The organism is Kitasatospora sp. NPDC048298, from assembly GCF_043201465.1.
Taxonomy (GTDB): domain Bacteria; phylum Actinomycetota; class Actinomycetes; order Streptomycetales; family Streptomycetaceae; genus Kitasatospora.
The window spans coordinates 19,630-35,750 of the sequence record NZ_JBICYZ010000005.1 but is presented as its reverse complement, the minus strand read 5'-3'; the positions used below and the strand labels follow the sequence as shown (position 1 = coordinate 35,750).

At 71.6% G+C, this 16,121-nt stretch carries 12 protein-coding genes; 5 read left to right on the top strand and 7 right to left on the bottom strand.

Going from position 1 to position 16,121, the window contains the following annotated elements:
* Positions 1–178: 178 nt before the first annotated feature.
* Positions 179–1,945: a proteasome ATPase gene (gene arc, locus ACGF0D_RS05785; RefSeq protein WP_392874380.1), complete on the bottom strand. Its 1,767-nt coding sequence runs from the start codon at positions 1,943–1,945 to the stop codon at positions 179–181.
* A gap of 286 nt (positions 1,946–2,231) precedes the next feature.
* Here arc and ACGF0D_RS05780 point away from each other — a divergent pair, with 286 nt between their 5' ends.
* Positions 2,232–2,537, top strand: a complete 306-nt coding sequence (locus ACGF0D_RS05780) for a ferredoxin (RefSeq protein WP_392874377.1) — start codon at positions 2,232–2,234, stop codon at positions 2,535–2,537.
* Between the two features lie 20 nt (positions 2,538–2,557).
* Here the strand turns inward: ACGF0D_RS05780 and ACGF0D_RS05775 are convergent, their stop codons facing one another.
* The 3 genes from ACGF0D_RS05775 to ACGF0D_RS05765 form a co-directional block, all read right to left on the bottom strand.
* Positions 2,558–3,172 carry a hypothetical protein gene (locus tag ACGF0D_RS05775; protein ID WP_392914107.1) on the bottom strand — a complete coding sequence of 205 codons (615 nt, stop codon included), beginning with the start codon at positions 3,170–3,172 and terminating at the stop codon, positions 2,558–2,560.
* Positions 3,173–3,302: 130 nt separating this feature from the next.
* A complete protein-coding gene (locus ACGF0D_RS05770) occupies positions 3,303–4,262 on the bottom strand; it encodes a tRNA (adenine-N1)-methyltransferase (RefSeq protein WP_392874373.1) in 960 nt (319 codons plus the stop codon).
* A gap of 61 nt (positions 4,263–4,323) precedes the next feature.
* A complete protein-coding gene (locus tag ACGF0D_RS05765) occupies positions 4,324–5,436 on the bottom strand; it encodes a site-2 protease family protein (protein WP_392914206.1) in 1,113 nt (370 codons plus the stop codon).
* A 264-nt stretch (positions 5,437–5,700) separates the two neighbouring features.
* Between ACGF0D_RS05765 and ACGF0D_RS05760 the strand changes: the two genes are divergently transcribed.
* Entirely contained in the window at positions 5,701–6,600 is a 900-nt protein-coding gene (locus tag ACGF0D_RS05760) for a RecB family exonuclease (RefSeq protein WP_392874367.1), read from the top strand.
* The gene (locus ACGF0D_RS05755; protein WP_049650980.1) at positions 6,601–7,272 is read left to right on the top strand and encodes a response regulator transcription factor; all 672 of its coding nucleotides are present in this window, start codon (positions 6,601–6,603) and stop codon (positions 7,270–7,272) included.
* Between the two features lie 108 nt (positions 7,273–7,380).
* Here the strand turns inward: ACGF0D_RS05755 and ACGF0D_RS05750 are convergent, their stop codons facing one another.
* The 3 genes from ACGF0D_RS05750 to metH form a co-directional block, all read right to left on the bottom strand.
* Positions 7,381–8,985, bottom strand: coding sequence for an ABC transporter substrate-binding protein (locus tag ACGF0D_RS05750; RefSeq protein WP_392874364.1), 1,605 nt, complete (start codon positions 8,983–8,985; stop codon positions 7,381–7,383).
* Positions 8,986–9,206: 221 nt separating this feature from the next.
* Entirely contained in the window at positions 9,207–9,911 is a 705-nt protein-coding gene (locus ACGF0D_RS05745) for an HAD family hydrolase (RefSeq protein ID WP_392874361.1), read from the bottom strand.
* 140 nt (positions 9,912–10,051) lie between these two features.
* Complete coding sequence (gene metH / locus ACGF0D_RS05740) at positions 10,052–13,564, bottom strand: methionine synthase (RefSeq protein WP_392914106.1); 3,513 nt, start codon at positions 13,562–13,564, stop codon at positions 10,052–10,054.
* 142 nt (positions 13,565–13,706) lie between these two features.
* Between metH and ACGF0D_RS05735 the strand changes: the two genes are divergently transcribed.
* Together ACGF0D_RS05735 and ACGF0D_RS05730 are read left to right on the top strand one after the other, a co-directional pair.
* Entirely contained in the window at positions 13,707–14,810 is a 1,104-nt protein-coding gene (locus ACGF0D_RS05735; protein WP_392914105.1) for a hypothetical protein, read from the top strand.
* Positions 14,811–15,131: 321 nt separating this feature from the next.
* Entirely contained in the window at positions 15,132–16,088 is a 957-nt protein-coding gene (locus ACGF0D_RS05730; protein ID WP_392914104.1) for a PAC2 family protein, read from the top strand.
* Positions 16,089–16,121: the final 33 nt, after the last annotated feature.

The window sequence follows — 16,121 nt, the reverse complement described above, 5'->3', positions numbered from 1 at the left end:
TACCGCCGAACAACACCGACGCCGGGCCTCTGCCCGCGGACGGTGGGTCGAGCCTAGAACCCGGCGCCGAGCGGCGGGCCCGGAGACGCGCCGTCCGGCTGCGGGGCCGCGAGGCGCCACAGCCGGACGGGGTGCGTACAGCTCCGGGGACCGCTGCCGGCCCGGACAAGCGCGTGCTTTACAGGTACTGCCCCGTGTTGGCGACAGTGTCGATCGAGCGGCCGGACTCGGCGCCCTGCTTGCCGGTGACCAGCGTGCGGATGAAGACGATCCGCTCGCCCTTCTTGCCGGAGATGCGGGCCCAGTCGTCCGGGTTGGTGGTGTTCGGGAGGTCCTCGTTCTCCTTGAACTCGTCCACGCAGGCGGCGAGCAGGTGGGAGACGCGCAGACCGCGCTGACCGTGGTCGAGGAAGTCCTTGATGGCCATCTTCTTCGCCCGGTCGACGATGTTCTGGATCATCGCGCCGGAGTTGAAGTCCTTGAAGTACAGGACCTCCTTGTCACCGTTGGCGTAGGTGACCTCCAGGAAGCGGTTCTCCTCCGTCTCGGAGTACATCCGCTCCACGACCGACTGGATCATCGCGGCCACCGTGGTCTCGACGGAGCCGTCGTGCTCCTTGAGGTCGTCCGGGTGGAACGGCAGCGAGTCCTTGAGGTACTTGGAGAAGATGTCCTTCGCGGCCTCGGCGTCCGGGCGCTCGATCTTGATCTTGACGTCCAGGCGGCCGGGCCGCAGGATCGCCGGGTCGATCATGTCCTCGCGGTTCGAGGCGCCGATGACGATGACGTTCTCCAGGCCCTCCACGCCGTCGATCTCGGCGAGCAGCTGCGGGACGATGGTGTTCTCCACGTCCGAGCTGACCCCGGAGCCGCGGGTGCGGAACAGGGACTCCATCTCGTCGAAGAAGACGATGACGGGCGTGCCCTCGCCCGCCTTCTCCCGGGCGCGCTGGAAGACCAGCCGGATCTGCCGTTCGGTCTCGCCCACGTACTTGTTGAGCAGCTCGGGGCCCTTGATGTTGAGGAAGTAGCTCTTCCCCTGGGGGCGGCCGGTGACCTCGGCGACCTTCTTCGCCAGCGAGTTGGCGACCGCCTTGGCGATCAGCGTCTTGCCGCAGCCGGGCGGGCCGTAGAGCAGCACGCCCTTGGGCGGGCGCAGCTCGTACTCCTTGAAGAGGTCGGCGTGCAGGTAGGGCAGCTCGACCGCGTCGCGGATCAGCTCGATCTGGTTGCTCAGACCGCCGATCTGGCGGTAGTCGATGTCCGGGACCTCCTCGAGGACCAGCTCCTCGACCTCGGACTTCGGCACGACCTCGAACACGTAGCCGGAGCGGGGCTCCAGCAGCAGGGCGTCCCCGGCCCGGATGGTCATCCCGCGCAGCGGCTCGGCGAGGCGCACCACGCGCTCCTCGTCGGTGTGACCGAGGACCAGGGCGCGCTCGCCGTCCTCCAGGAGCTCCTTGAGGGTGACGATCTCGCCGATGTTCTCGAAGGCCATCGCGTCCACGATGTTGAGGGCCTCGTTGAGCATCACTTCCTGGCCGCGCCGCACCTCGTCGAGGGCGACGTTGGGGCTGACGTTCACGCGGAGCTTGCGCCCCCCGGTGAAGATGTCCGCGGTGCCGTCCTCGTTCGCGTCGAGGAAGGTGCCGAAGCCGGCCGGGGGCTGTGCGAGCCGGTCCACTTCCTCCTTGAGGGCCACGATCTGGTCGCGGGCCTCGCGCAGGGTGGAGGCGAGCCGTTCGTTCTGGGCGGTCACGCCCGCCAGGTTGGTCTGGAGCTCGACGATCCGCTCTTCGAGGATCCTCGAATTGCGCGGCGAGTCGGCGAGCTTGCGGCGCAACACGGCGATTTCCTGCTCAAGGTACGAGACCTGAGCGGCCTCGTCGGAACCACGAGCGGGCCTGCCGGTGCTGCGGTTGTAGTCGTCATCGTGGGCTGCCACGGTCCTCACCTCCTCCGGGGAGCTGGACGCTTCCAGACCCTACCTGGGACCAGGGGTCCGTAAACCCCTAGATCAAGAAAGATGGAACGGGCGTGTCCGATCTTCGCCCCAGCGTGCTTCCCCTCTGCTAAGGGGGATACCCACCGCGCACCACCCAAAGCGGGCCAGATGTATCGTCGGGCGAAGTGATATCCGATCGCGACCACAACTCGAGGTCCGATCGTTGTACGAATGGCGGGATTGCTCCAGGAATAGGGGCGACCCGGGACAGAAACGGCAGGGGACCATGTCGGTGACCGAGCAGACGGCGGCAGCGGCCGAGGAGCTGGAGGTGTGGATCGACCAGGATCTGTGCACCGGCGACGGCATCTGTGCGCAGTACGCACCCGAGGTCTTCGAGCTCGACATCGACGGGCTGGCCTACGTGAAGGGGCCTGACGACGAGCTGCGCCAGCAGCCCGGGGAGACCGCCCCGGTGCCGCTGACGATCCTTCAGGACGTGGTGGACTCGGCGAAGGAGTGCCCCGGCGACTGCATCCACGTGCGCCGGGTCGCCGACCGGGTCGAGGTGTACGGGCCGGACGCGGAGTAGTCGGGTCCGTAGTCGGTCCGTCACACGGCGGAGACCGGGGCGGCGGTCTGGGAGCGTTCCCAGCCGCCGCCCCTGTGCGTCCAGGTGAGGTCGACCGAGATGTCCGGCCGGAACCGCGGCACGTCCTCGCTCGAATACCCCTGCGCGTGGCCGGTGATGACGCCGTCCGACCGCACCGCGATCCGGCTCACGGTGAGGTTCTCGCGTTCGGCGAGCAGGGTGGCCACCACCTCGGGGCGCTCGCCCGGGCCGAAGCCGAGCAGGAAGACGGCGTCCGGCGGGGTGCCGGTCTCGGTGGCGCAGTGCGCGGTGACCACCGTGCCGGGGTGCCCGTCACCGAGCCGCGCGGGCACGGCCAGCGTCGTCTTGACCGGGAACGGACCGCAGTCCAGCGGGAGTTGAGCCCGGGCCGGGTCGGGGGCGGCGGTCGCGGCGAGGGCCTTGGGGGTCTCGTGGGCGGGCACCGGGGTACCGGTCGCCGGGGAGGCGGCCAGCGCGGCCCCCACCACCGCGCCGCAGCCGGCCAGGGCGACGGCCCAGTGCCAGGGGGCGGTGCGCGCGTGTCCGGGCCCGGAACGGCCCCGCGGTGTCCGCTGTCCAGTCGTCGCCGTCGTCGTCCCGACCGCGGTCTCCACCAGGCGTCCCCTCCAGGGCTCCACAAGCCGCTCTGCGTGAGCGAGCATCGTCCCACACCGTGCTCGGCGGCATGCGAAAGGGGTGGTACGAGCGCCGTGCTCGCACCACCCCTTCTCGGAGGGTCCGGGTTCAGCCCAGGTCGGGCTGGTCCGCGTCCGTGGCGCGGGCGGCCTTGCGGGCCGCGGCGCGCTCCTGGAGAGTGGGCTCGGTCGCCCCGTTGTCGTAGTCCTCGCCGTACGCGCCCTTGGCCGGACGGCGGCGGCGCAGCGGCGGCTCCACGCCGTCCGCCAGGCGGCGGGCGGTGAGCAGGAAGCCGGTGTGGCCGATCATCCGGTGGTCCGGGCGGACGGCCAGGCCCTCCAGGTGCCAGGTGCGGACCATGGTCTCCCAGGCCTGCGGCTCGGTGAAGGTGCCGTGGTCGCGCAGCGCCTCGACGGTCTTGGACATCTGCGTGGTGGTGGCCACGTAGCAGCAGATGAGGCCGCCGGGGACGAGCGCCTTGGAGGCGACGTCCAGGCACTCCCAGGGGGCCAGCATGTCGAGGATGACGCGGTCGACGTCGGTCTCGACCAGGTTGTCCTGGAGGTCGCCGACGGTGAGCTTCCACGCCGGGTGCGGGCCGCCGAAGTAGCGCTCGACGTTCCCCTGGGCGATGTCGGCGAAGTCCTGCCGACGCTCGTAGGAGGCCAGCATGCCCTGCTCGCCGACGGCGCGCAGCAGGTACGTGCTGAGCGCGCCCGAGCCGACTCCGGCCTCGACCACGCGGGCACCCGCGAAGATATCGGCCATCGCCAGGATCTGCCCCGCGTCCTTGGGGTAGATCACGGCAGCGCCGCGCGGCATGGACAGGACGTAGTCGGGGAGCAGGGGGCGCAGCGCGAGGTACGGAACGTTCCCCGTGGTGCGCACGACCGTGCCCTCGGGAGCGCCGATCAGCTCGTCGTGCGGGAACGCACCCTTGTGGGTGTGGAACTGGTTCCCGGCCTGGAGCGTGAACGTGTAGTGGCGACCCTTGGGGTCGGTCAGCTGGACCTGGTCCCCGACCTGGAAGGGCCCGCGTCGGCGGGCGGCACCGGTCGGTTCGGACATGCCGACAATCCTAAGGGAAGCGGACCGGCCCGCGGGACGCGGGTGATCGTCGGCCGTCCGGTCAGCGGCCGGTGAGGGCGGCGGTCAGCCGCTGCTCGATGTCGCTGAGCGCGGCGACGCCGTACACCCGGCCGTCCGACTCGACCACCAGGTACTCCCCCGCCGGGGTGGCCTGGACGGCCCGCAGCAGGTCCTCACCGCCGAGGTCGGCGTCCAGTCGCATGCCGGGTTCGAGGTCGCGGGCGAGCGGTCCGACGGCCACCCAGGGGCGGCGGTGCTCGGGCACCGAGCGGACGGCGGACTCGCGCACCAGGGCGATGGGTTCTCCCCGGCCGTCGACCACGATCACCGCGCCGGCCTGGGCCTCGCGGGCGCGCCGCAGCGCCTCGCCGAGCGGGGTGTCGGCGGTGACCTCGACGGCCCGCCGGGCCAGCTCGCGCAGCCGCAGGCCGGGCAGCACCTCCTTGAGCCGGGCGTTGCGCAGGCTGCCGGTGGCGCCGTTCCAGATGATCGCGGCGAGCACCGCGGCCAGCACCGCGTCCACCAGGGTGTCGGTGGTGGTGCGCTCGACCCCGCGGGAGGCGCTGAGCAGCGGCAGGCCGATCAGCACGGCGACGGCCAGCCCGCGGCCGACCCAGGCGGCGGCCACCGTGCCGGTCATCGGCCTGCCGGTGACCGCCCAGACGAGCGCGCGCAGCATCCGGCCGCCGTCCAGCGGCAGGCCGGGCAGCAGGTTGAAGGCGGCGACCACCAGGTTGGAGACCATCAGGCCGGTGAGCAGCACCCCGGGCACGGTGGACGGCTCCACCGCCCGCACGGCGAGGTAGAACACGCCGCCGAGCAGCAGCGAGAGCAGCGGGCCGACGAAGGCCAGCCAGAACTCCCGCCAGGGGCGCTCCGCCTCGTTCTCGATCTCGGACACCCCGCCGAAGAACTGGAGCTGGATCCGCCGTACCCCCAGCTTGTAGCGCAGCGCGACCAGGGTGTGGGCGAGCTCGTGCACCAGGACGGAGGCGTAGAAGGCCACCGCGAAGAAGAACGCGACCAGGTAGCGGGCACCGCCGAGGTCGGGCAGCACGTCGCCCAGCTGCCCGCCGAACACCCAGGTGATCAGCGCGGCGATGACGAACCAGGAGGGTGTGACGTAGACGGGCACGCCGAAGGGCCGGCCCATCAGGATGCCGCCGCGGCGCTCGGGCGGCGGCCCGGCCGGGCGCCCTTCGCCCGCCTGCGGTGGCTGGTCGGAGGACTGCTGCCCCCTGCTGTCGCTCACCGTGATCCCTTCGGTCGTCTCCCCCGTCGTGCCCGGTGCGCCCACGCTACGTGATCGTGGCCCTCCGGCGCCGCACGGCCCTGCTTCCAGCTTCCTACCCACTCACGGCGGCCGTGGCAGCACCGTGGCAGCGGGATGACGGCGAAGGGCAATAGGGTCGTAGCCATGCAGCACACCGAGACCAGTAGTGCCACCGCGCGACCGGCGGCACCCCCGACCGGGCTCTCCCCGTCCCGAGCGGGGGACTTCCTCACCTGTCCCCTGCTGTACCGGCTGCGGGTGATCGACCGGCTGCCCGAGCCGCCGAGCTCGGCGGCGACCCGGGGCACGCTGGTGCACGCGGTGCTGGAGCGGCTCTTCGACAGCCCGGCGGCCGAGCGGACGCCGGAGCGGGCGCTGGGCCTGCTGCGCCCGCAGTGGGAGCGGCTGCTGGGCGAGCGCCCGGAGCTGGGCACGCTGTTCCCGGACGACCCGGACGGCGCGGCGCTGACCCGCTGGCTGTCGGACGCCGAGAAGCTGGTCGGCCAGTGGTTCCGGCTGGAGGACCCGACCCGGCTGCACCCGGTGGAGCGGGAGCTCTACGTGGAGACGGCCCTGGATTCGGGCCTGCTGCTGCGCGGCTACATCGACCGGGTGGACGTCGCCCCGACCGGCGAGGTCCGGCTGGTGGACTACAAGACCGGCCGGGCGCCCTCGCGGGACTTCGAGGGCAAGGCGATGTTCCAGATGAAGTTCTACGCCCTGGTGGTGTGGCGCTGGAAGGGCGTGATCCCCAAGCGCCTCCAGCTGGTCTACCTCGGTGGCGGCGGGGACGTGGTCAGCTACGACCCGGACCAGGCGGACCTGCTGGCGGTGGAGCGCAAGCTCCTGGCGCTGTGGGAGCGGATCGGCCACGCGGTGGCCACCGGGGACTTCCCGGCCACCCGCAACCGCCTCTGCGACTGGTGCGACCACCAGGCCAGCTGCCCGGAGTTCGGCGGCACCCCGCCGCCGTACCCGCTGCCGGTAGCCCGTACGTCGGACGAGAGCGATCCCACGGGGGATCCGATGAGCAAGGAGTCCTAGGTGACGATCCGAGTGCTGCTGGTCGACGACCAGCCGCTGCTGCGCACCGGTTTCCGGATGATCCTGGAGGCCGAGTCCGACCTGGTGGTGGTCGGCGAGGCCGGCGACGGCCAGCAGGCGCTGGACCAGGTGCGGGCGCTGCAGCCCGACGTGGTGCTGATGGACATCCGGATGCCCAGGATGGACGGCGTCGAGGCGACCCGCCGGATCGCCGGTCCGGGGCGGGACGGCCCGGCCAAGGTGCTGGTGCTGACCACCTTCGACCTGGACGAGTACGTGGTGGAGGCGCTGCGCGCGGGCGCCAGCGGCTTCCTGCTGAAGGACGTCCCGGCCGAGGAGCTGGTGCAGGCGATCCGGGTGGTCGCGGACGGCGCGGCGATGCTGGCGCCGAGCATCACCCGCCGGCTGCTGGACATGTACGCCACCAAGCTGCCCTCGGGCGACGAGGCGCCGCCGCAGGCGCTGGGCGCGCTGACGGAGCGCGAGCTGGAGGTGCTGAAGCTGGTGGCGCGCGGGCTGTCGAACGCGGAGATCGCGGCCGAGCTGTTCGTCAGCGAGACGACCGTGAAGACGCACGTGGGCCACGTGCTGACCAAGCTGCAGCTGCGCGACCGGGTGCAGGCGGCCGTGTACGCCTACGAGAGCGGGCTGGTGCGCCCCGGCGCCCTGTAGCGGTTCCGGCGGCCCCTGGGACCTCCTGGGGGCCGCGGAAACGTCACGGCGGCCCGTCCGCTCCCCGTGTACCGACGGGGATGCGGGCGGGCCGCCGTCCTGCGGGCGCTACTTGCTGGTCCGGCTGATCTCCCAGAAGCGGAAGTAGCCGGTGGTGTCGACGGTGGACTCGACGCCGGTGACGTACGAGCGGGCCGCGAAGAAGGACTTGTTCTGGTACAGCGGGATCAGCGGCACGTTCTCGGCCTCGATCGCCTGGATCTGCGCGTAGGTGGAGGCCGCGGCGCTGCGGTCGGTCTGCTTGAGGCCCTCCGGCACCAGCCGCCCGCTGATCCGCGGGTCGTCCCAACCGTGGTGGTACGCACCGCCGTTGATCAGCAGCGGGGCGAGGTAGTTGTCCGGGTCCGGGTAGTCGGCGAACCAACCGATGACGTACGCCTGGTACTTGCCCTCGGTCCAGCCCTTGCGGTACGAGTCCCAGTCCGGCTCCTGGACGAGCGTCACCTGGAAGAGGCCGCCGGTCTCCAGCTGCTTCTTCAGCGTCTCGGCCTCGTTGCTGCCGGCCCGCGAACGGGACCAGGTGAGGGTGAACTTGACCGGGGTCTGGATCTTGGCGTCGGCCAGGATCTTCTTGGCCTTGTTCACGTCCTGGTCGCCGTAGCGGTCGAAGAAGGCCGTGGTGTGGCCGGGCAGGCCGGCCGGGACCATGGAGTAGAGCGCCTGGACGGTGCGGGCGAAGACGTCGCGGGCCAGTGCCTTGCGGTCCATCATCTGGGCGGCGGCCTGGCGGACGGCGACGTTGCTCATCAGCGGGTCCTTGGTGTTGAGGACCAGCGAACGGGTGTCGTTGCTGTCGCCCTCGGTCACCTGGAGGTCGGTCTTGCCGCCCTGCTGGTCGGAGCGGACCTGGGCGGCGGTGTTCGGCTCCAGGCTGTTGTCGGTGAGGTCGATCTCGCCCTTGTCCAGCGCCGCCTTGAGGTCCTCCGACTTGTCGAAGAACCGCACGGTGAACTTGTTGTTCCGCAGCTTGGCCTCGCCGCCGTACTTGTCGTTGGCCGACAGCACGACCTTGCCCAGCTGCTTGCCGCCGCTCAGGTTCTCGACCGCGTCGAAGCGGTACGGGCCGGAGCCGATCAGCTTGTCGTTCGGGACGACCTTGTCCGCGGGGTAGACCTGGTGGTCCACGATGGCGCCGACCGGGCTCGCCAGCTTGGCCGGCAGGGTGGCGTCGGGCGTGGAGAGGTGGAAGATCACCTCGTTGTCACCCTTGGCCTCGACGGACTTGATCGAGTCCAGCAGCTCGACCGGACCGGTCTGGTCGTTGATCTTCTTGGTGCGCTCGATCGAGAAGACCACGTCCTGGGCGGTCAGCGGGTGACCGTTGGAGAACTTCTGGCCGGGCTTCAGGGTGCAGTGGTACTCGGTGGCCTCGGCGCTGGTGAACTCGCAGGACTGCGCGGCGTCCGGGGACGGCGAGCTGGCCGCGGCCTGGAAGGTGAGCAGTGACTGGAAGGTGTTGCGCAGCAGCAGCCAGGAGCCGGCGTCGTAGGCGGCCGCCGGGTCCAGGACACCGGTCAGCTGACTGGTGCCCATGGTGATCGACTTGCCGCCGTCCCCCTTGACCACGTCGGTCACCGATCCGCAGCCCGCCACCGACACGGCGACCAGGCCGGCGCAACCGAGTACTGCCAGGCGTTCAGCTGAAGTCTTCACGAGGCGCGTCCTTTTGGGTGGCACGAACTGGAGTAGCGTGCCACATCGAACACGTACGACCGATACCCGCGCTGATGACGTTTGGGACACGGCGGTTCAGGGCATCACGGCGCGCCCGACGAGTTGTCAGCCATTGCCCGTTTTCTCCCCCGGCGACTTCGCTCCGGAGGCCCACAGGGCCGTTTACCGGCCGGTAAGGCCGGGTCGCAATGAGACGACAATCACACCCGAGAGGCGACCAGGGAGCGCAGCAGATCGAGGTCGACCTGCTCCAGCGACGGCAGTACCAGCCGCCCCGGAGCCGGCTCGATCGGCGCCACCGAGGGCACCGCGATCACCGGGCAGCCGGCCGCCTCGCCCGCCCGCACCCCGGTCGGGGTGTCCTCGATCACCACGCAGCGGACCGGCTCCGCGCCGAGCCGCCGGGCGGCCTCCAGGTACGGGTCGGGGAAGGGCTTGGTGCGCGGCACCTCGTCCCCGCCGATGGTGAAGGCGAAGTGGTGGGCGCCCAGCGAGCGCAGCACGATGTCGATCACGTGCCGGTGCGAGGCGGACACCATGGCGGCCGGAATCCCGTGCGCGGCAAGGGTGTTGAGCAGCCGCTCGGCGCCCGGCATGAGCGGCACGCCGCCGGCCAGCAGATCGACGAAGCGCTGGTTGACCAGCACGCCCAGGTCCGCCGGCGCGATGTCCGCGCCGGTCCTGGCGACCAGGTACTCCATCACCCTGGTCATCGGGCCGCCGACCACGTGGGCGCGGTCGGCCTCGTCCAGCTCGTGGCCCAGCTCGGCGAAGAGCGAGGCCTCGGCCTGCCACCAGAAGTCCTCGGTGTCCACCAGCGTCCCGTCCATGTCCAGCAGCACCGCCTGGAGCCCGCGGTCGTCCCCGTGCTCGAGGATGCGCGTGGCGGTGGAGCTGGTCGTCATGGCGGGGGTCCTTCCGGCAGGCCCGGAGCGTCTCCGGGGAAGGCGCGGGCCGGCCCGCAGGTGAGCGGACCGGCCCGTTCAGGATCATCAAGGATACGCCCGCTTCGTCCGGAAAGAGCGAACGCAACGGAAACCGGGAGTTACCGGGCGTTGAAGTACTTCGCCTCCGGGTGGTGGATCACGATCGCGTCGGTGGACTGCTCCGGGTGGAGCTGGAACTCCTCGGAGAGCACCACGCCGATCCGCTCCGGCTTCAGCAGCTCGGCGATCTTGGCCCGGTCCTCCAGCTCGGGGCAGGCCCCGTAGCCGAGCGAGAAGCGGGCGCCGCGGTACTTGAGCGCGAACATGTCCTTGACGTCCTGCGGGTCCTCGCCGGAGAAGCCCAGCTCGTAGCGGACCCGCGCGTGCCAGAACTCGGCCAGCGCCTCGGCCAGCTGCACCGAGAGCCCGTGCAGCTCCAGGTAGTCCCGGTAGGAGTTGCCGGCGAACAGCTCGTTGGCCGCCTCCGAGATCCGGTTGCCCATGGTGACCACCTGGAGGCCCACGACGTCCCGCGCCCCGGACTCCTCCGGGCGGAAGAAGTCGGCCAGGCAGAGCCGGCGGCCGCGCCGCTGGCGCGGGAAGGTGAAGCGGGTGCGCTCGGTGCCGTCCTCGTGGAAGACGATCAGGTCGTCGCCCTTGGAGTTGGCCGGGTAGTAGCCGTAGACCACGGCGGCCTCCAGCCAGCCCTCGGTCTGCAGGCGGTCCAGCCAGGCCCGCAGCCGCGGCCGGCCCTCGGTCTCCACCAGCTCCTCGTAGGACGGCCCCTCGCCGGAGCGCGCGGCCTTCAGGCCCCACTGCCCCTTGAACAGCGCGTCCTCGTCCAGCCAGGAGGCGTAGTCCGCGAACGGGATGCCCTTGACGATCCGGTCGCCCCAGAACGGCGGCACCGGCACGGTGTTGTCGACGGCGACGTCGGAGCGGATCTGGCCGAGGTTGACCTCGGGCTCCGGCTCCTCCACCTCGACCCGGGCGTGCCGGCGCTGCTTGAGCTCCGGCAGGGCCGCGCCGGGCACGCCGCGCTTGACCGCGATCAGCGCGTCCATCAGCCGCAGGCCCTCGAAGGCGTCCCGGGCGTAGCGGACCTCGCCCTCGTAGATCTCGTGCAGGTCCTGCTCGACGTAGGCGCGGGTGAGCGCGGCGCCGCCGAGGATCACCGGGAAGCTGGCGGCCAGCTTGCGCTGGTTCAGCTCCTCCAGGTTCTCCTTCATGATCACGGTGGACTTCACCAGCAGGCCGGACATCCCGATGACGTCCGCGTTGTGCTCCTGCGCGGCGTCCAGGATCGCCGAGACCGGCTGCTTGATGCCCAGGTTGACCACGTTGTAGCCGTTGTTGGACAGGATGATGTCGACCAGGTTCTTGCCGATGTCGTGGACGTCGCCCTTGACGGTGGCGAGCACGATGGTGCCCTTGCCCTCGCTGTCGGACTTCTCCATGTACGGCTCCAGGTGGGCCACCGCGGTCTTCATCACCTCGGCGGACTGGAGCACGAACGGCAGCTGCATCTGGCCGGAGCCGAAGAGCTCGCCGACCACCTTCATGCCGGCCAGCAGGGTGTCGTTGATGATCTCCAGCGCCGGGCGGACGGTCAGCGCCTCGTCCAGGTCGGCCTCCAGGCCATTGCGCTCACCGTCGATGATCCGGCGCTGCAGCCGCTCCTCCAGCGGGAGCGCGGCCAGCTCCTCGGCCTTGGAGGCCTTCACCGAGGCGGCGGAGACGCCCTCGAACAGCTCCAGCAGGCGCTGCAGCGGGTCGTAGCCGTCCCGGCGGCGGTCGTAGACCAGGTCGAGCGCGGCCTCGCGCTGGTCCTCGGGGATGCGGGAGATCGGCAGGATCTTGGAGGCGTGCACGATCGCCGAGTCCAGTCCGGCCTCCACGCACTCGTGCAGGAAGACGGAGTTGAGCACCACCCGGGCGGCCGGGTTGAGGCCGAAGGAGATGTTGGACAGGCCCAGGGTGGTCTGCACCTTCGGGCGGCGGCGCTTGAGCTCGCGGATCGCCTCGATGGTCTCGATGCCGTCCCGGCGGGACTCCTCCTGGCCGGTGGCCAGGGTGAAGGTGAGGCAGTCGACCAGGATCGAGCCCTCGTCGATGCCGTAGTCGGCGGTGAGTTCGGCGATCAGCCGCTCGGCGATCGCGACCTTGGTGTCGGCGGTACGGGCCTGGCCCTGCTCGTCGATGGTCAGCGCGATCAGGCCGGCGCCGTGCTCGCGGGCCAGCGAGGCGATCTTCCCGAAGCGCGAGTCGGGGGCGTTGCCGTCCTCGTAGTTGACCGAGTTGAGCACCGCGCGGCCGCCGAGCGCCTCCAGACCGGCCTGCAGCACCGGCGGCTCGGTGGAGTCCAGCACGATCGGCAGGGTGGAGGCGGTGGCCAGCCGGCCGGCGATCTCCTTCATGTCGGCGACGCCGTCGCGGCCGACGTAGTCCACGCAGAGGTCCAGCAGGTGGGAGCCGTCCCGGATCTGGTCGCGGGCGATCTCCACGCAGGCCTGCCAGTCGCCGGCCAGCATCGACTCGCGGAACTTCTTCGAGCCGTTGGCGTTGGTGCGCTCGCCGATCGCCAGGTACGAGGTGTCCTGACGGAACGGCACCGCCTGGTACAGCGAGGCCGCCGAGGGCTCGGGCCTCGGGTCGCGCGGGGCGATCGGGCGGCCCTGGACCCGCTCGACCACCTGGCGCAGGTGCTCGGGGGTGGTGCCGCAGCAGCCGCCGACCAGCGAGAGGCCGTACTCGCGGGTGAACACGTCGTGGGCGTCGGCCAGTTCGGCCGGGGACAGCGGGTAGTGGGCGCCGTCCTTGCCGAGCACCGGCAGGCCCGCGTTCGGCATGCAGGACAGGCCGATCCGGGCGTTCTTGGCCAGGTAGCGCAGGTGCTCGCTCATCTCGGCCGGGCCGGTCGCGCAGTTGAGGCCGATGTAGTCCACGCCCAGCGGCTCCAGCGCGGTGAGCGCGGCACCGATCTCCGAGCCGAGCAGCATGGTGCCGGTGGTCTCCACCGTGACCTGCACCAGCACCGGCAGGTCCAGCCCGGCCTCGGCCAGCGCCCGCTTGGAGCCCAGGATGGCGGCCTTGGTCTGCAGCAGGTCCTGGCTGGTCTCGACCAGCAGCGCGTCGGCGCCGCCGGCGATCAGGCCGGCCGCGTTCTGCCGGAAGCCGTCGCGCAACGTCTCGTACGGGGCGTGGCCGAGGGTCGGCAGCTTGGTGCCGGGGCCGATCGAGCCGAGCACCCAGCGGGTGCGGCCGTCGGCGGCGGCGTGGGCGTCGGCCACCTCGCGGGCGATCCGGGCGCCGGACTCGGACAGCTCGAAGATCCGCTCCGCGATCTCGTACTCGCCGAGGGCGCTGAAGTTGGCGCCGAAGGTGTTGGTCTCCACGCAGTCCACGCCGACCCCGAAGTAGGCCTCGTGGACGGACCGGACGATGTCCGGGCGGGTGATGTTGAGGACCTCGTTGCAGCCTTCGAGGTTCTGGAAGTCCTCCAGCGTCGGATCCTGCGCCTGGAGCATGGTGCCCATGGCACCGTCGGCGACCACCACCCGGGTGGCGAGGGCCTCACGCAGTGCGTTCGCGCGGCTCTGCTGAGTGATGGACGGGGTGGCTGCTGTGGCCATGGGGCTTCTCCCTGGTGCGACGGCTGTCGGCTTTGCGCGCCCGCTTGGTCGGGCACGCACCTGGCCAGGGTATCCGGCCCACGGCTCGGCCCGCCGGGCCATTCCGTATCCTGAGCACTCGAACGCAAGGGGGAGCGAGCGCGTGGCCGGATTCCGGACCTCCGCGCGGCGTACCGGCCGGGGCCTGGCGGCCCCGTTCCGCGCGCTGCGCGACCACTGGCGGGCCTGGTCCCGGTGGCGGCGGGCACTGCTGGTGCTGGCCCTGGTGGCGGCCGTGCCGGCCGCCGCGCTGGGATCGGTGTTCGTGGTGTTCCGACTGCACTACACCGGCACGCCCGCCGCCGACGCCCGCACCCGGGGCCGGGACGCGCTCTGGCTCGGCCACGCCTGGGTGGACGGCCGCAAGACCGAGGCGGACGTGGCCGAATTGGGCCGACAGCTGGCCGGCACCGGCATCCGGGACCTCTACGTGCACACCGGCCCGCTGGAGCACGACGGCTCGCTGCCGTCCTCCGTCCACCCCCGGGCCCGCTGGTTCACCGACACCGTGCACCGGGAGCTGCCCGGCATCCGGGTGCAGAGCTGGCTGGGAGACGAGGTCAAGCCGGAGAAGGACGCCCTGGACCTGGAGGACGCCCCCACCCGCGACCGGGTCACCGCCTCCGCCCGCCAGGTGCTGGACCTCGGCTTCGACGGCGTGCACTTCGACATGGAGCCGATCCGCCCCGGTTCGGCGGGCTGGCTGGCGCTGCTCGACCAGGTCCGCCCGGTCACCGCGGCCCGCGGCGCCAAGCTGTCGGTGGCGGCCCCGCAGATCGACCCCGTCCCCGGCCTGCACACGGCGGGCATCCTGCTCACCGGCCACGGCAAGTGGTGGGACCGGGCGTACTTCACCGAGACCGCCCGCCGGGTCGACCAGATCGCGGTGATGAGCTACGACACCTCGATGCCCACCGAGCCGCTGTACGGCGGCTACGTGGCCCGGCAGACCGAGCTCGCCCTGCGGTCGACCCCGGCCGGCGTGGACCTGCTGATGGGCCTGCCGTTCTACTGGGACGACAAGTGGGGCCACTGGGGTGACGCCGAGACCGTCCGGGCCGCCGTCCGGGGCGTCCGGCTCGGCCTGGGCCGGGAGGACCGGCGGCGGGCCGACTTCGGCGTCGCGCTGTACGTGGACTTCGCCGCGCTGCCCGAGCACTGGGCGGCGTACCGCGAGGGCTGGGCGACGGCGGGGCAGGGCGGGTAGCGCCGGCCCGGCGGACCGTGCGGTCGGGCGACCGTCACGCCGCGTCGCCGATCGAACACCCTTCGCCCCCGCCGGACACCTGACGGACCGTCAGCCCAGGGCCCGCCGATATCCGGTGGATCGCGGCGGTCCGCTCCCCCAGACTGTCCCGGTGCCCGGCCGTGGTGCGCATCAAAGCCCGTAGGCTGGGCAGGTAGGGACCATGGGGCGAGGCGTTCCATGGGAGACGAGAGGTTCGACAGTCGGCAGCCGGCCCGTCGGCGCCCCGGCAGGCCAGCCGGGGCGGCGCAGGTCCGACCGCCGACCGGAGGGAGACGCTGGGTGATCGAGCTGGAAGATGTTCCCGAGTTGATCGACCCGGTGATGGTCTGCGCGTTCGAGGGCTGGAACGACGCGGGCGACGCCGCGTCCGCGGCTCTGGCGCACCTGGACGAGACCTGGGGCGGCAAGGTGTTCGCCGCCCTGGACGCGGAGGACTACTACGACTTCCAGGTCAACCGGCCCACGGTCTGGCTGGACGGCGGCATCCGCCGGATCACCTGGCCGACCACCCGGCTCTCGGTGATCCGGGTGACGGAACCGACGACCAGGGACGTCGTGCTGGTCCGCGGCATCGAGCCGAGCATGCGCTGGCGCTCGTTCTGCAACGAGCTGCTGGGCTTCGCGCACGAGCTGGGCGTCGAGCTGGTGGTGATCCTGGGCGCGCTGCTCGGCGACACCCCGCACAGCCGTCCGGTGCCGGTCAGCGGCGTCACCTCCGACCCCGAGCTGGCCCGCCGGCTGGACCTGGAGGAGAGCCGCTACGAGGGCCCGACCGGCATCGTCGGGGTGCTCCAGGAGGCCTGCACCCACGCCGGGGTGCCGGCCGTGACGCTCTGGGCGGCGGTGCCGCACTACGTCTCGCAACCGCCGAACCCCAAGGCCACGCTGGCCCTGATCAACAAGCTGGAGGACCTGCTGGACCTGCGCATCCCGCCGGGCGAGCTCGGCGAGGACGCCCGGGCCTGGCAGATCGGCGTGGACCAGCTGGCCGCCGAGGACAGCGAGGTGGCCGAGTACGTCCAGCAGCTGGAGGAGGCGCAGGACACCGCGGAGCTGCCGGAGGCCTCCGGCGACGCCATCGCCCGCGAGTTCGAGCGCTACCTGCGCCGCCGGGAGAACGTGGGGCCGACGGGCGAGAAGCCGGTGGCCGGGCACGCCACGGCGGAGCGGCCGGCCGATCCGGAGACGCCGGGCGGCGGCGCCCGGGAGAGCCAGGACGGCGCCGAGGAGGAGTGACCTCCGTACGGCCGAAGGGGCGTCAGGACCAGG

Bases quoted from the DNA above. Each gene is read 5' to 3' on its own strand.
- ACGF0D_RS05780 (WP_392874377.1), top strand. From the start codon at position 2,232: ATGTCGGTGACCGAGCAGACGGCGGCAGCGGCCGAGGAGCTGGAGGTG.
- ACGF0D_RS05770 (WP_392874373.1), bottom strand. From the start codon at position 4,262: ATGTCCGAACCGACCGGTGCCGCCCGCCGACGCGGGCCCTTCCAGGTC.
- ACGF0D_RS05765 (WP_392914206.1), bottom strand. From the start codon at position 5,436: ATGGGCCGGCCCTTCGGCGTGCCCGTCTACGTCACACCCTCCTGGTTC.
- ACGF0D_RS05760 (WP_392874367.1), top strand. From the start codon at position 5,701: ATGCAGCACACCGAGACCAGTAGTGCCACCGCGCGACCGGCGGCACCC.
- ACGF0D_RS05745 (WP_392874361.1), bottom strand. From the start codon at position 9,911: ATGACGACCAGCTCCACCGCCACGCGCATCCTCGAGCACGGGGACGAC.
- metH (WP_392914106.1), bottom strand. From the start codon at position 13,564: ATGGCCACAGCAGCCACCCCGTCCATCACTCAGCAGAGCCGCGCGAAC.